The organism is Halorubrum sp. GN12_10-3_MGM (assembly GCF_005435235.1).
Lineage (GTDB): Archaea > Halobacteriota > Halobacteria > Halobacteriales > Haloferacaceae > Halorubrum > Halorubrum ezzemoulense.
Genome location: NZ_SGUB01000001.1, coordinates 104,739 through 119,372 on the forward strand (window position 1 = coordinate 104,739; position 14,634 = coordinate 119,372).

Sequence of the window (14,634 nt, forward strand, 5' to 3'; positions counted from 1 at the left end):
GATACCTCTCTCGATCTGAAAAGAATCGATTCCAACAGAACGTCACAGTCTGATACGAGGCACGCCGGAACAGCGATGAACTCTCAGTGGGCTACCAACGGCTAGTTGGGTAGCAGTAAGTCTCAGTTTCTACGCTTATCGCTGTTGATATCTGCGACCGCATAATAAAATACCGCACCGGAAATAGTTGACCTGACTGTTCTCTCTATGCCTCGCCCCGCAACCGCCCGCGCTCAGTCCGAGACGGTCGGAATCATCCTCCTGCTCGCCGTCTTCGTCGTGAGCGCCAGCGCGATCGGGGTTGCCTACGTCGGCGGCGTAGGATCTAACGTCGACGAGGTTGTCGTCTCCGCGGACTTGAGCGCGGACGGGAGCGACCTCCGGGTCGACCACTTGGGAGGCGACGCGCTCCCGAACGACGAGCTGACGGTCGTCGTCAGGACGGACGGCAACGCGACTCGCTACCCGTTCGCGCCCCCGCCGGGCGAGTTCGGTCCGGGCGACCGCCGCACGTTTTCGGACGCGCTCGTCGCGAACGCGTCGAACGAGGTCCGGCTCTACCACGACGGTTCGGGCGGGGAGATCGAGCGGGCGACGCTGACGCCGGCGCCCGAACCGAGCGTCGAGACCGGCGCGATCGAGGGGACCGTCCTCGGCCCCGGCGCGAGGTCGATGCGGGTCGCCTCGGGTGCGTCGCTCGGACTTCGGCAGGTGGCCACTCCCCTCTCGGGCGCGACGGTCGTCGTCGACGGCGCCGGTCGCGTCGCCGAGACCCGGACCGGATCCGGTGGGGGATATCGTATCGACGGGCTCGCACCGGGCGAGTACGACCTCTCAGTGACCGCGCCCGGTTTCCTCGCGGTGACACGGTCCGTCACCGTCGAAGCCAACCGGACGAAGACTGTCAACGTCACGCTCGATCCCATCGAACCCGCCGAGTTCGAGGTCCGGATCGACGATACCGAGGCTCGCGTCGTCGGTACCGAGCCGGTCACCGTGAACGCGACCGTCGAGAACGTCGGCGACGAGGAGGGGACCCAGCGGATCGATTTTTCCGTGGCCGGCGCTGTCGTCGAGTCAGAGCCACTCACGCTCCCCGGCGGCGAGCGGCGAGAGCTCTCCATCACGTGGCGTCCCGACCCGACGGACGTCGGAACGGTCGAACTCGCGGTCGCGAGCGAGAACGACACGGCGACGACGACCGTCGAAGTGCTTGCTCCCGAGAGCGACGGCGTCGCGTACGTCGACCGTGACGGGGACGGGACCGCCGACGAGACGTTCTCTGCGGCGGAGTTGGCGGATCGCGGTGAGTTTGACGGCCACCTCGTCATCTTTGACGACGCAGAGATCCGTGGGGAATTCTCTGCTGAGGCCGACCGCATCACGGTTCGAGATGGGGTCTTGCTGTCGGCGGAGTCGGTCGACCTTGACGCGGACGGGGATGTCTCAATCGCTGGCGCGAGGATAGACGCCTCGTTCACCGGCTGGCTCGGTCTGTCCGGCGGCGACATCGATATCGACTCGGGCGGCCGAATCGCCGCCCGCGGGGCTACGGTCACCACTACGGCGCTCGTGGCTCCCGGCGACGTCGACCTGTCCGCCGCGGACGATATCGACCTCACGAACGGCGTGTTCAGCGCCCAGGCGACCGCGCTCGGATCCGACGGCGCGATCGCGATCGCGTCTGACGGCGGAACCGTCACGACCGACGGCGCGTGGTTCGCTCCCGATCCGACCGTTGAAGCCGGTGACGAGGACTGAGGCCGATCGCCGCGCTCGCATCCCGCTTCCTCGCTAGAGTCTCCGCCTGTGTTCCACAATCAACGTACTTCTCATCGACAAAGCCATATGCCGGCCGCATGAACGTCCGTGTATGACCGCAGTCGGGATCGACGGCATCGAGATCTGGACCGGGAAGCTCAAACTCGACCTGCCGGGCACGTTCGCGCCGGAGAAGGGCGACGACCCCGAGAAGTACACGAAGGGGCTCGGGCTCACCAACTCCTCGTTCCCCGACGTGTACGAGGACATCGTCACGATGGGCGCGAACGCCGCGAAGGGGCTGATGGACCGGAAGGGGCTCGAACCCGAGGACGTCGGCCGGATCGACGTCGCCACCGAGTCGGCGTTCGACCACTCGAAGCCCGTGTCGACGTACATCGCCGGCTGCCTCGAACAGGTGTACGACGGCGACTTCACCCACGCCAACAAGGGCGAGCGCAAGTTCGCCTGCCTCGCCGGAACGCAGGCCATTGACGACGCGTACAACTGGATCCGCGCCGGCCGGAACCGTGACCGCCCCGCGCTCGTCATCACCACGGACACGGCGCTGTACGCTCGCGGTGACCCCGGCGAGGCGACGCAGGGCGCCGGCGCCGTCGCGATGCTGATCGACGAGGACCCCTCGATCGTCGAGCTCTCGACGGACCAGGGGTACGGCTCGAAGGACGAGACTGACTTCCTCAAGCCGAACCAGCAGTTCCCCAGCGTCGACGGGAAGCGGTCGGTCCAGGTGTACCTCTCCCGGATGCGCGAGGCCCTCGAAGACTACGAGTCCGTCACGGACGACATCGAGCTGGAAGACTTCGCGTACGCGCCGTTCCACACGCCGTTCCCCGGCATGGTCCGGAAGGCGGCGCTCCTCGCCTACCGTCACGTCATCCGCGATACAGCACACGAGGACGCGCTCGCCGACGAGATCGGCCGCCAGCCCCGCGAGGGCGAGTACGACGACCGGGAGGCCTACGAGGAGGCGATCCGCGGGTACATGGACGAGCTGAAGACGACTGAGCAGTACCGGACGTGGTACGACACGGCCGTCGAGCCGACGCTCGGGCTCTCGCGCGAGGTCGGCAACTGGTACACGAGCTCGGTCCACATCGCCCGCGTGAGCGCCCTGCGCGACGCCCTGACCCGCGACCGCGAGTTCGTCGGCGACACGCTACTCGTCGCTTCCTACGGCTCGGGCGCGCAGGCCGAGATCCACGCCGAGACGATCCGAGAGGGGTGGCGCGCCGAGATCGAGAGGCTCGACATCGACGACCAGCTCGACGCCCGCTACGACCTGACGTGGGAGGAGTACGAGGACGTCCACGACGTCCACGAGTACGACGCCGACCTCGGGCGCGAGGTCGAGGAGTTCACCCAGCCCGACGGGGAGTTCGTCTTCACCGGCTGGGGGCGGATGAACGAGCGCCAGTACGAGTACGCCGAGTAGCGCCGCGACCGCCGCTGACCGGCACGCTCACCGAACCGTGAGTCATCCGCAGCGGCCCGCAATCCCGTGAAAACGGCTCACACGGGTCGTTCGCGATACGATGCTTTTAAACGACGCTGGCGTGAATCGACACACAATGGTGACCATCTACGACGTGCCGGCCGACGACCTCATCGAGGCCGTCGCCGCCCGCCTCGAGGACCGGATCGAAGAGCCCGACTGGGTCGAGTTCGCCAAAAGCGGCGCAGGCAAGGAGCTCCCGCCGGAGCAGGACGACTTCTGGTACGTCCGATCCGCGAGCCTCCTGCGAAAGGTCGCGCAGAACGAGCCGATCGGCATCGAGCGACTCGCGACCGAGTACGGCTCGAAGAAGCGCGGCTCCAATCGCTACATCGTCCGCCCCGGCGAGCACGAGGGGGGCTCGCGTAAGCTCATCCGTTCGTCGCTCCAGGCGCTCGAAGAGGACGGGCTCGTCACGACCGCCTCCGGCGAGGGTCGCCGCCTCTCCGACGAGGGCGAGGCGTTCCTCTCCGAGGTCGCGACCGAGGTCTTCGAGGACCTCGACCGTCCGGAACTCGAACGCTACGCGTAAACCGATATCTCTGTTTCTGGCCGCTTTACCGCCGTAGCGACTGCTTTCTCGGTCACATCGCACGCGTCTCGCAAGCGGCTGCTTCGTCTCGCGAGTTCGCCCGTTGCGCACGTCGTAAACCAAACACCGCTATACAAAATCTGATATCGGGTAAATCGACACATACGCGTCGGCCTTCTTCTCCTCGGACGCTCTCCTTCGGTCGCTCCCCCGCTACCTTCTTGATCCCGCGTCTCGGAGTGCCGGCGTGAGTCGCGCATGACGGAGTCACGCGTCGGCACGGTCGAACGAATTCACGTCGCCTCTGGGACGGGCGGCGACCCGGAGCCCCGGGAGGCGGTCGAGGCGGTCGCGGACCGCGGGCTCCGCGGCGACCGCTACTTCGACGGCGACGGGATCTACAACGAGCAGTCGGAGTTGGAGCCGAGCGACATCACGCTGATTGAGGCCGAGACGCTTGCGGCCGCGGCCGCCGAACACGGCGTCGACCTAGAGGCGGGCGCGCACCGGCGCAACGTCACGACGCGTGGTGTCGACCTCGGGGAGCTCGTCGGCGAGCGGTTCCGGGTCGGCGAAGCGACCGTCGAGGGGACGGGTCGCTGCGAGCCCTGCGGCTACATGGCCGATCTCGCGGAGGAGTCCGACGCGGTGACCGCGCTCGACGGTCGCGGCGGGCTCGACGCCCGCATCGTGGAGTCGGGAACGGTAGCGGTCGGCGACGAGATCGTCTGGTAGCGACCGACCCCGGGTTATCCGGTGTTTTTCATCCCGGCGGCGATGCCGTTGACGGTGAGCCGCAGGGTGCGCTCCTCCTCGTCGGTGCGGTGGGTGCGTCCGAGCAGGTTCGCCTGGAGGAGGTTCAGGGGGTCGACGTAGGGGTTCCGGCGGTCGAGGCTCTCTTCGAGCCACTCGCGGCGGAGCAGCTGGTCGCGGCCGCTGATCGACAACACTAGCTCGCGGCCGCGCTCGTACTCGTCGACGAGTTCGGGGAAGAAGCGCTCGCGGAGCTCGTCGTCGGCGAGGTCGGCGTACTCGGCGGCGATCTCCGGCTCAGTGCGCGCGAGCGCCAGCGAGGCGTTGTCGAGCGTGGTCCGGAAGAACGGCCACTCGTCGAACATCTCGCGGAGCGTCTCCATCCCCTCCTCCTCGCCGACCTCGTCGAGGTAGGCGTCGATCCCCGAGGCGATCGCGTACCAGCCGGGGAGGATGAGCCGCGTCTGGGTCCACGAGAACACCCACGGGATCGCGCGGAGGTCCTCGACGCTGCGCTCGCCGGAGCGGGAGGCGGGCCGGGAGCCGAGGTTGAGGTCCTCGACGACGCTGATCGGCGTCGCCTGCTCGAAGTAGGAGACGAATCCGTCGCTGTTCAGCAGGTCCCGGTACGTCTCCCGGGCGGCGGGCGCCATGACCTCCATCGCCTCCACCCAGCGGTCCGGCACGTTCTCGACCGGCTCCTCGTTCGCCTCCTTCCGGGCGCGGATCTGGGCGTCCAGCATCTGTTCGAGCTCGCGCTCGGCGATCCGCGGGTTGGCGTACTTCTCGGCGATCGCCTCCCCCTGCTCGGTGAACTTCACCTGTCCGGTGACGGTCTCGTTCGGGAGCGCGGTCAGCGCCTCGTTCATCGGGCCGCCGCCGCGCGAGATGGAGCCGCCGCGGCCGTGGAACAGCCGGAGGGTGACCTCCTCCTCGCGGCAGAACCGGGCGATCCGGCGCTGGTTCTCGTAGAGGTCCCAGTTCGCGGCGAGGAACCCGTTCTCCTTGTTGGAGTCGGAGTAGCCGAGCATGACCTCTTGGACCTCGTCGCGTGCCTTCAGCGCGGCCGCGTACGCCTCGTTCTCGAAGAGGGTACCGAGGATGCGTTCGGCCCCGTTGAGCGCCGATTCGGTCTCGAGCAGCGGGACGACGTCGACCGCGCAGTGGTCGGGTAAGGAGACGACGCCGACCTGGTCGGCCAGGAAGAGCACCTCCAGCACGTGGCTGGGTTCCTCCGTCATCGAGATACAGTAGGTGTCTATCGCCTGCTGGCCGTACTCGTCCTGCCAGCCCGCGAACGACGCGAACCGGCGGAGGACGCGCTCCGTCGTCTCGGAGACGTCGCCGGGTTCGTCGACGTCGACGACCGGGTCCTCTTGGAGGATCGCCTCGGTGAGGAAGTCGACGCGCTCGTCTTCGTCCATCTCGGCGTAGTCGACGCCCTCGGCCGCGACCGCCTCGGCGACGGCCTCGGTGTGGTTCTCGCGGTGGTCGCGCAGGTCGAGCGACGCCAGCGTGAGCCCGAACGTGTCGACCTGCCGGCGGAACGGCTCGACGAACGACTCCAGCACCGACTCCTGTCCGTCCTCGCGGAGCGACTCGGCGATCACGTCGAGGTCGTCGAGGAACGCGTCGCCGTCGGGGTACTCGCCCGGCCGGACGTCGTTGACGCGGTCGAGGCGCTCGCGCATCAGCCGGAGCTTCTGCCGGTACGGCTCGTCGGGGTACCGCTCGCGCGCCTCCTCGACGACGGTCGGGAACCGCTCGGCGTCGGCCGCGAGCGACTCCGCGAGCGCGTCGCCGTCGGCGTACCGGTCGCCGTCCTGGCTCAGCACCGCGGAGAGCCGCTTACAGCGGTCCCGGTACTTCTCGACGGCGACCTCGCGCTGGCGTTCGAGCGTCTCGTCGGTCACCTCGGGGGTGACGAACGGGTTGCCGTCGCGGTCGGAGCCCGCCCACGAGCGGAACTCGAAGAGCTTGGGGCAGTCGACGTCGTCGTACTCCTTCGAGATGGTCTCCTCGAACTCCTCGTAGGCGTCACCGACGACGTCGAACAGCGTGTTCTCGAGGTACCACTGGACGTTGCGCGCCTCGTCTTCCGGCTCGGGGGCCCGCTGGCGGACCTGTCGGGTGCCCCACAGGCTGGTTACCTCGGCGGTGACGTCGCGCCAGACGGCGCGCCGCTCGCGGTCGGTGAGGTTGCGCTCGTCGAGCTCGCCGAGGTGGTTCGCGATCGAGCGGAGCTTGGACTTCACGGTTGACCGCCGGGCCTCCGTGGGGTGAGCGGTGAACGTCGGCTCGATGAGCACGTCGGCGAGCAGCTCCTCCAGTTCGTCTGCGTCGACGCCGGCCTCGGCGAACTCGGCTATCGTCGCGTCGAAGGAGTCGTGGAGGGCGGTCCCGTCGTCGGCGTTCCGGACCGCGCGGACGCGCTCGCGCTCCTCGGCGAGGTTGATGAGCTCGAAGTACGTCGTGAACGCGCGGGCGACGACCTCCTCGCGTGTCGTCGAGAGGTCGGCGACCGCCTCGTGGAGGGCGGCCCGGTCCGCGGCGTCTCCCCGCCGGTAATCGATCGCCGCGTTCCGCAGCGTCTCGACCGTCTCGTACGCGTCCGTCGACGCCTGTGCGGCCAGGACGTCTCCCACCAGCGCCCCGAGTTCTCGAACGTCCGTCCGCACGTCCCGATTATGCAACTTCATACCACAGACAGTTCGGTCGGGATCGGTTAAATCCGTGGGCTAGACGAATGCTTGCCCCGGTTCCGAGTAAATTCGATCACGAACGTTCCTTGCCGACCCCGGCCGGAGGCGATGGCGGCGGCGACTCGTCGGTCCCGGGCGCGGCCCGGTTCCGAAGCGTCGCCGTCGACCCGGAATGGCTCCGATTCTCGCCGCTGTGGAGGGTTCGTCACCCTTTTTACCGATCCAACCTCAGTAGCGAGCATGAGTGCGTCCGATAAGTATCCGTCTGAGTCCGGGCGGCGACGCTTCGTGAAGGGCGTCGTCGGCGGCGCGGCCCTCGCTGGGGTCGGCGCGATGGGGTCGGCGACCGTGAACACCCTGACGACCGCCGGCGGCGTCGGCGGCGGGTCGACGATCGCGAAGACCATCGCGCAGACCGGCGGTCCGGCGCCCCGCGGGCTCCCGCAGATCCCGGTTCAGGTCAACGACGACGGGTACATTGAGGGCATCTGGCCCGAGACGACGACCATCACCCAGGAGGGACAGGAGATCGAGGTCGCACAAGAGGAGCTCGGCGGGACGACCTACTCCGGCGCGTGGTTCCAGTACTGCGGCGTCGAGTCGCAGGAGAACGTCCAGCCGAACTTCGAGTCCGACAACCTGTTCCGCGCCGCGAGCGGCCCGCCGTACGACTGGCAGTCGAACACCTACTCGGGCGGCGACCGGATCCACATCGACGACTTCGACGACTACGAGGAGTGGGGGAACGGGATCGGCAGCGACGGCGTCGGCAAGCCGGCGATGACCACGTGGCGCTCCGAGGACTCCGATACGAACCTCAACGCGATCGTGATCCGCTCGCCGGAGATCGAGGAGGCGGCCCAGAACGACGAGTGGCTCCAGGCCTCGACCGATCAGGGGTTCATGGCGTACCTCAACGTCTGTACCCACTTCTGCTGTATTCCGGGCTACAAGGAGCTAGAGGAGTCGGCCCGCTACGACGCCGCCGACGGCTCGTACTGCGTTTGCCACCAGTCGACGTACGACCCGTTCACCATCGAGGAGGCGCTGTTCATCGCGCGTCCCCGACCCGAAGAGTAATCCCAGCCCGAGGAGTAACCCCGCCCTGTCGCGGCTCCGCCCTCCTCTCCGCTCGTCCCTCGGACGTCTCGTGTAAGTCGTCGCCGCGCTTTTCACCTCGCTCGTCCGAGGGAATGACATGAGCGACGACCCCGCTTCCGACGAGTCCGTCTCCAAGGCCGCCGGCGACGACGACCGATCCGCGGCCGCCGGCGGTGCGGACGCCCCCGCGAGCGACGACTTCGAGGCGGAATTGGCCCGCGCCCGCGACCTGCTCGACGGCGACGACATCGACGCGGTCCACGTCGGCGTCGTCCGCGACGGCGAGGTCGACACCACGTTCGCCCAGCGCACCGACGACGACCCGGAGGGGGCGGGACTCCGCGCGCTCGCGCTGCTCGCCGCACACGTCAGGCTGGTCGCGGGCGAGGCCGGCGTCGAGCCCTCCACCGTCGCCGGCGACGCCGCGACGCTCGCGGGGCAGGTGGAACAAATCCCGACGGACACCGAGCAGATCCCCGATGAGTAGCGGGCCGGCTCGTCGTCGCCGGCTGTCTCCGGCGCCGGTCTACTCGGACCCGCCGGACTCCGCCGAGCGGATCCGACGGAGCTGGTGGGCCACGCCCGCGAGCGCGACGAGCAGGACCGCGAGGTTGAACACCGCGAGCGCCACGGACTGGTAGGCCGGATCGAACCACGTGCGGATCGCGTTGCCGGACTGGCTGTAGAACCCCCAGCCAGCCACGACCGCGAGCAGCGACAGCACTGCCAGCCCGACGCGGTCGAGCAGCCCGCGGAGGTCGTCGGTCGAGAGGCGGCCGAAGCCGCCGGAGCCGGCCGGCTCTGTCCAGTAGTCTGTGTCGGTCTCTTCCGGGTCCGTCCGGTCGGGACCCGTTTCCGTGCGGTCGGTCGCGTCGGTGTCGTCTGTCATTGGCTGTGGTGGGTCGCGGGTGCGGTCGTCGTCGGCAGTCGCGCGGTCGTCGCTCGGGCCGTCACGTGGCGGTTCGTCGGTCGTATCAGCACGCGGCGGTTCGTCAGTCATCGTCGCCTCCGTGCGAGCAGCGCCGTGACGACGAGCGCGACGAGCGCGACGAGCGGGCCGAAACCGGGCGTCGCGTCGCCGCTGGCGCCGCCGTCTCGCGTCGCTCCGTCGTCACCGGCACTGTCGCCGCCGACGCCCCCCTCGCCGCGCTCGAAGTCCTCGACGGTGAACTGTACGTCGCGGACCGTCTCGTTCGCGGAGAGGGTCTCCTGCGGGTTCAGGTTCGCGACGCCCTGCGTCTCGTCGACGAGCACGTCGTCGTCGAACAGCGCGGCGTCGACGTAGTAGTTGTAGCCGTTCGGCACCTCGACGGTCGCCGTCACGGTGTCGGTGCGACCGGGGCGGACGGTGCCGACGGTCTCCGTCGCCTCCCCGGCGATCACGTTCGACTCCGCCTGCCGGAGGTAGAGCCGGAGGTCGACGTCGTCGCTCGGCTCGTCGCCGCGGTTCGTCACGGAAATCGACGCCGACAGCGTCGCCGTCTCGTTGTCGGCCTCGGTGACGCTCACGGCGACCGTCGGCCAGACCGTCCCGTCGGTGAAGCCGACCCTCGTGTCCGCGTAGTCGGGCGTGAGCGCCGCGACGCCGCCGACGCGAGTGGTCTGTTCCTCGCGGCGCTGGCCGTCCGCGAAGACGACCGTCTCGATGCGGTAGCCCCCCTCGCGCTCGACGTCGACCGTGCCGTTGACCGTTTGCTCCCCCTCGAAGTCGACGTCGCCCACGTCGACCGTGGTCTCGTCGACGAGGAGGCCGGACTCGCTGCCGATCGCGCGGTGGCGGACCGTGACGTTCTCGACCGTCGAGCCGCGGTGGCGGAGGTCGGTGCCGAGCCGGAGCTCGGCGGTCTCGCCGCGCACCTCGCCGGGCGCGACGGTCGCGCCGGCGACGTCGATCCGGCCGGGCGGCTCGTTCGTCTCCCGCGGGTCGGTGATCGCGCCGGGGACGGCGACGGCGCCGACCGCGCTCGCGACGAGGAGGGCGGCGGCCGCCGCCAGGAGGGCCGTGCGGGTGTCCATACGCGACCCCTCACGAGCGTCATATAAGTGCTTTGTCCAGTCGGCGTCTGCGCTTGGAACCGAGCTCAGAGGAGGCGATACCGCCCGTTCGACTCGGTGAGTTCGCCGCGGTGCGCGAGGCGGGTCAGGATCTCGCGGGCCGCGTCGGCGGGGACGCCGTCGGCCGCGGCGCGATCCACGACGGCCGCCTCTGTCGGGTCGTCGAGGGCGTCGACCGCGTCCCGGACGACCTCGGTGCGGCTCCGGGAGCCGCCCCCGCCGCCCTCGGCGCGCGAGGCGGCCTCGTCGACGGCGTCGGCGTCGATGCCCGACGACTCGAGGTACTCGCGGTCGCCGATGCCGGCGTCCTCGACGGCGGCCTCGAGGTCGGCGACGTGGTCCACCTCGGCGAACGCCGCGCTGTCGCCGCGCTTCTTGGCGAGCAGCGCGGACCGCGCCTGGCGGGCCGCCGCGCGCTCCTCGGACTCGAAGAAGCGCTTGAGCTTGGCGGTCCGGTGGGTCTTGCCGCACCGCGAGCACTTCGCCGTCTCGCTCGTCTCCGGGTCCGTGACCAGCCACATGTTGGCGCACTCGTTACAGCCGACGACCGCGTACATGCGACGGGGTTCGCCGGCCCCGAAGTTGAACCCTCGGCTCCGAGACGCGGCCGGGCCCTCGACAACCCAACACGATGCCGTGGCGCGTGCCTCCGAGTGGCCGCCTCCGGCGGCCGCGAGGAGCACGCGCGAGGGAGTCGCGAGCGAAGCGAGCGACGAGGCTGGGGAGGCGTGAGGCGCGGTGCGGGGCGGGACTCGAAGGGGCAGTCGCGAGGACGACGCAGGCGACGTAAGCACCGCAGCGAGTGAACGAAGCGAACGAGCGAGGAGCGCAACGAGCGTGCGTCGTCCTCGCGACTGGGGCTTCGGCGGTGTTCGCCGTCGATCCGCCACCAGTCATTTATAAACAAGCGACTGTGGCTTCGGCGGTGTTCGCCGTCGATCCGCTATCAGCCAGTTATAACTGAACGGATACGGCGGCTATCCACCGATCGGCGACCTCGATTTATCACCTAACGACTCGGCACTGACCAGCAACGACTACGGACTCCGCTTATCAGTCTGATTCGATCTCGTTCGCGGCCGCGAGCACCTCGTCGTGGAGTGCGCCGTTCGAGGCGACCAGCCCGGTCGAGTCGTGCCGCCAGCGGTTCCCGTCCAAGTCCGTCACGCGCCCGCCGGCCTGTCGGATCGCGAAGACGCCCGCCACCGTGTCCCACGGGTTCGCCGCGACGTTCGTGATCGTCCCCTCCAGCCCGCCGGCGGCGACGGTGGGCAGGACCACCTGCGCCGCGCCGAGCCGGCGCATATCGCCGAAGCGGGTGACAATCGCCTCGCAGGCGCGGGCGTACTCGTCGCGGGCGTCGTATTCCCACCAGATCGTCGGGTCGACGGTCGCGTGCCGGGTCTCGGTCACGCCGCTCACCGCGATCGGTTCGCCGTTGCGGTACGCGCCCTCGGCGTCGGCGATGTAGGTGTCGCCGAGCGCGGGCGCGACGATCGCCGCCGCCACCGGCTCGCCGTCGACGACGGCGGCGACCGCGGTGGCCCACACGCGGATGTCGCGGACGTAGTTGTGGGTTCCGTCGATGGGGTCGATCACCCACGCGGGGCCCGACTCGGGGACCGTCTTGCGCTCGTCCTCTTCCTCGCCGACGACCGCGTCGTCGGGGTACGACTCGCGGATCGACTCGATGACGGCGCGCTGGGCGGCGCGGTCCGCCTCGGTCACCACGTCGTCCTCGCCTTTCGTCTCCACCGCGATGTCGCTCCGGAAGCCCTCGTTCGCCACCGCGGCGCCCGCCTCCGCGGCACGCTTCGCGACCGCGGCGCGTTCGTCGACGTCGCCCGCGCGGGCCGCGGGAGCGGGGACTTCCTCGCGCCCGCCCGAATCGGCGCCGCGCTCGTCTGCGTCGGTCATGCGCCCAGTCGACGCCGCCGCGGAGTATAAACGTCGGTTCGACGCGGGGCGCGAGTCGAAATTAACTCAGTTCCGAATCCGAGTACATTTAAGTAGGTCGGAGTCGGACAATTGGATATGAAACCCGAGGAAGCGGTCCGTCAGCTCGAGTACACCATCGACGCCTCGCTCGACGAGATCGGTCAGCGCGCCGCCGCCGGCTACCGGCCCACCTTCGAGCGCGTCGCCGAGCGCGCCGACGGGGCCGCGGTGTACGACCTCGCGGGCGAACTCTCTGAAGAGGTCGTCGACGGCTCTTGCCCCTCCCCGGCGGAGGCGAACGCGGCCGCCGAGCGCGTCCTCGACGACTGGGCGTACACCGACGGCGGGGAGTAGGAACGTTAGCCTCGCGGTCCGGCTCTTCTCTCGCGTCTCTTGTCTCGACCGCTACCCACGGCGATCACCGCGGCGCGCGCCGAACTAGGAATAGCGTCGCGAGGACGATCCCGACGAGCGCCGCGAGCCCCGCGAGGTCGCTGAGATCGAACTCGGACAGCTCTGGATTCGACCCGCCGCCGTCGTCCGCCGATCCCGGCGCTCCATCGTCGCCGTTCCCTACTCTGTCTCCGGCGTCAAACTCGGTTCCGTCGTCGCCCGAGCCCTCCGCTTGATCCGTCACCGTGACGGATCCGAGGATCGGACCGTCCCCGGTCGCTCTCGTCTTGACCGCCTCGCCCGCGAGAACGAGGTCGTACTCCCCCGGCTCACTGAACCGAACCGTCACCGACTCGGTCGCCGTCGCGCCCGGGCCGATATCGACCGCGACCGCTTCGTCGCTCGCGACCGCCTCGGCGTCGGCAGTCTCGACCCGGATCGTCTCGTCCCTTGCGGGGGCCGGCCCGCGGTTCTCGATGTCGACCGCGACCGTCAGGGGCTCGCCAGGCGCGACCTCCTCGTCGGAGAGGTTCGTCTCGGTCGGGGCCAGCGCCGGGCGCTCGGCCGCGACCGCGAACGCGGAGAACTCCTCGGTGGCGGCCCGCAGCCTGACCGTCTCGCTCCCCTCGTCGACGACGCGCATCTCGGCGCGCTCCCAGCCCGTCTCGGTCTCGCGGTAGGCGGCGACCCGCTCGGGGGCGACCCCGGCCGCGGCGAGCCGGTCGCGGTCCACGACGATCTCGGCGGTCGCCTCCGCGACCGGCTGGCCGGGCTCCGCGAACTCGACCGCGTAGTACCCGAGGGGGTCGACGCCAGGCGGTGGCGGCGGCGCCTCCGCAGGCCGGTCGCTCAGTCCCCGCACCGCGAACTCGACGTCGCCGGGCGACTCCCGGACGAACGTCAGCCGGTCGAGCCGGATCGCGGGGTCGCCGACGCGGAGCCCCCGCAGGTCGACCGCGGTCTCGTCCCCGCCGACGACCGACCGGAGCGTCACCTCTCGGACGCTCGGGGACGCGCGAGCGACCGAGACGATCGGGTCGGTGGTGAGGCTCGGGTCGTCGCCTTCGTCGCCGTCGTCGCTCGAGTCCTCCCCGCCGGACGGTTCCTCCGGCTCCGCGACTCTGGCGTGGACCGCAATCTCGTCGATGAGTCGGTCGCCCGGCGCGATCTCGGCGATACGGGTGTCGATTTCGACGCCCACCGGCACCGCGTCGTTCTCGGGCGTGAGCCGCGCGGCCCGCTCGGGGCTCTCGACCGACTCGCCGTCGACGACGAAGGTGACGCCCGTGCCCTCGTGTTCGATCCACGCCTCGGCGGTCGCGTTCCCGTCGTAGGTGATATAGAAGAGGCCGTCTTGGATGGCGACAGCGTCGACGTTGATGCCCTCGTGTTCGATCCGGGGGTTGTCCTCGGTGATGTCGATCGCCAGTTCGCCGTTCTCGTCGAGGTAGGCGTAGGGGTTGTCGCCGGGCTGGAGGGCGACGTCGTCGGTGATGGGGTCGGTGGGCTGGTCGACAAATGCGGCTCCTGTGGAGAGAATTAGGGCGATCGCTGTAATCCCGGCGAGCGTCACTAGCGTCGTCGCCGAACCCCGAGTCGTCATCACAGAGAGATAGAGGGATTATAGACACCAAAGTAATCTGTCCTCGATAGCGTATTGAGGATCGATTGTTCTCAAATAAGACACTAAGCTCCTGTTGAAATTTTCAACAGTGATAATTCTTGCCTCGGTGTTGTCAATACAGCATATGCGATGATTACTTGTCGTGTGGTGGCACGCCTTCAAGCGCCCAGTAGGGTTTGAGGAGTCCGCGAGAGACGCGACGACCGAAAGTGAGCCGCGACGCGTGGGGGCTTTGCGCCGCGGGATGGGATTCAAAATG

Annotated in this window: 13 protein-coding genes; 7 read left to right on the top strand and 6 right to left on the bottom strand. The window is 69.1% G+C overall.

The genetic code is table 11. The annotated features are described in order from the left end of the window. Positions 1-207 precede the first annotated feature (207 nt). From EXE47_RS00595 to EXE47_RS00610, 4 genes are all read left to right on the top strand, one after another. Positions 208-1,761, top strand: a complete 1,554-nt coding sequence (locus EXE47_RS00595; RefSeq protein WP_089308334.1) for a carboxypeptidase regulatory-like domain-containing protein — start codon at positions 208-210, stop codon at positions 1,759-1,761. 112 nt (positions 1,762-1,873) lie between these two features. Continuing rightward, positions 1,874-3,217 carry a hydroxymethylglutaryl-CoA synthase gene (gene hmgB / locus EXE47_RS00600; protein WP_089308333.1) on the top strand — a complete coding sequence of 448 codons (1,344 nt, stop codon included), beginning with the start codon at positions 1,874-1,876 and terminating at the stop codon, positions 3,215-3,217. Positions 3,218-3,353: 136 nt separating this feature from the next. Further along, positions 3,354-3,809, top strand: coding sequence for a 30S ribosomal protein S19e (locus EXE47_RS00605; protein ID WP_049930313.1), 456 nt, complete (start codon positions 3,354-3,356; stop codon positions 3,807-3,809). Positions 3,810-4,067: 258 nt separating this feature from the next. Then, a complete protein-coding gene (locus EXE47_RS00610) occupies positions 4,068-4,544 on the top strand; it encodes an MOSC domain-containing protein (protein ID WP_049930314.1) in 477 nt (158 codons plus the stop codon). A 14-nt stretch (positions 4,545-4,558) separates the two neighbouring features. Here EXE47_RS00610 and ppc read toward each other — a convergent pair whose 3' ends face one another. Then, positions 4,559-7,261: a phosphoenolpyruvate carboxylase gene (gene ppc / locus EXE47_RS00615; protein ID WP_089308332.1), complete on the bottom strand. Its 2,703-nt coding sequence runs from the start codon at positions 7,259-7,261 to the stop codon at positions 4,559-4,561. Positions 7,262-7,504: 243 nt separating this feature from the next. Here ppc and EXE47_RS00620 point away from each other — a divergent pair, with 243 nt between their 5' ends. Next, positions 7,505-8,344: a cytochrome B gene (locus tag EXE47_RS00620; protein ID WP_089308331.1), complete on the top strand. Its 840-nt coding sequence runs from the start codon at positions 7,505-7,507 to the stop codon at positions 8,342-8,344. Positions 8,345-8,462: 118 nt separating this feature from the next. Continuing rightward, positions 8,463-8,852: a hypothetical protein gene (locus EXE47_RS00625; protein ID WP_049930320.1), complete on the top strand. Its 390-nt coding sequence runs from the start codon at positions 8,463-8,465 to the stop codon at positions 8,850-8,852. 39 nt (positions 8,853-8,891) lie between these two features. On the opposite strand, the gene EXE47_RS00630 is transcribed toward EXE47_RS00625, so the two are convergent. The 4 genes from EXE47_RS00630 to EXE47_RS00645 form a co-directional block, all read right to left on the bottom strand. Next, positions 8,892-9,365, bottom strand: a complete 474-nt coding sequence (locus EXE47_RS00630) for a hypothetical protein (protein WP_137707947.1) — start codon at positions 9,363-9,365, stop codon at positions 8,892-8,894. Continuing rightward, positions 9,362-10,381, bottom strand: a complete 1,020-nt coding sequence (locus EXE47_RS00635; protein ID WP_086220236.1) for a PGF-CTERM sorting domain-containing protein — start codon at positions 10,379-10,381, stop codon at positions 9,362-9,364. The genes EXE47_RS00630 and EXE47_RS00635 overlap by 4 nt, the downstream gene beginning before the upstream one ends. Positions 10,382-10,446: 65 nt before the next feature. Continuing rightward, entirely contained in the window at positions 10,447-10,977 is a 531-nt protein-coding gene (locus EXE47_RS00640; RefSeq protein ID WP_049930326.1) for a DUF5817 domain-containing protein, read from the bottom strand. A 496-nt stretch (positions 10,978-11,473) separates the two neighbouring features. Then, positions 11,474-12,337: an inositol monophosphatase gene (locus EXE47_RS00645; RefSeq protein ID WP_089308329.1), complete on the bottom strand. Its 864-nt coding sequence runs from the start codon at positions 12,335-12,337 to the stop codon at positions 11,474-11,476. Positions 12,338-12,454: 117 nt separating this feature from the next. On the opposite strand from EXE47_RS00645, the gene EXE47_RS00650 reads away from it, so the two are divergent. After that, a complete protein-coding gene (locus EXE47_RS00650) occupies positions 12,455-12,712 on the top strand; it encodes a hypothetical protein (RefSeq protein WP_049930330.1) in 258 nt (85 codons plus the stop codon). Positions 12,713-12,776: 64 nt separating this feature from the next. Here EXE47_RS00650 and EXE47_RS00655 read toward each other — a convergent pair whose 3' ends face one another. Beyond that, the gene (locus tag EXE47_RS00655; RefSeq protein WP_089308328.1) at positions 12,777-14,354 is read right to left on the bottom strand and encodes a DUF1102 domain-containing protein; all 1,578 of its coding nucleotides are present in this window, start codon (positions 14,352-14,354) and stop codon (positions 12,777-12,779) included. Between the last annotated feature and the right edge of the window lie 280 nt (positions 14,355-14,634).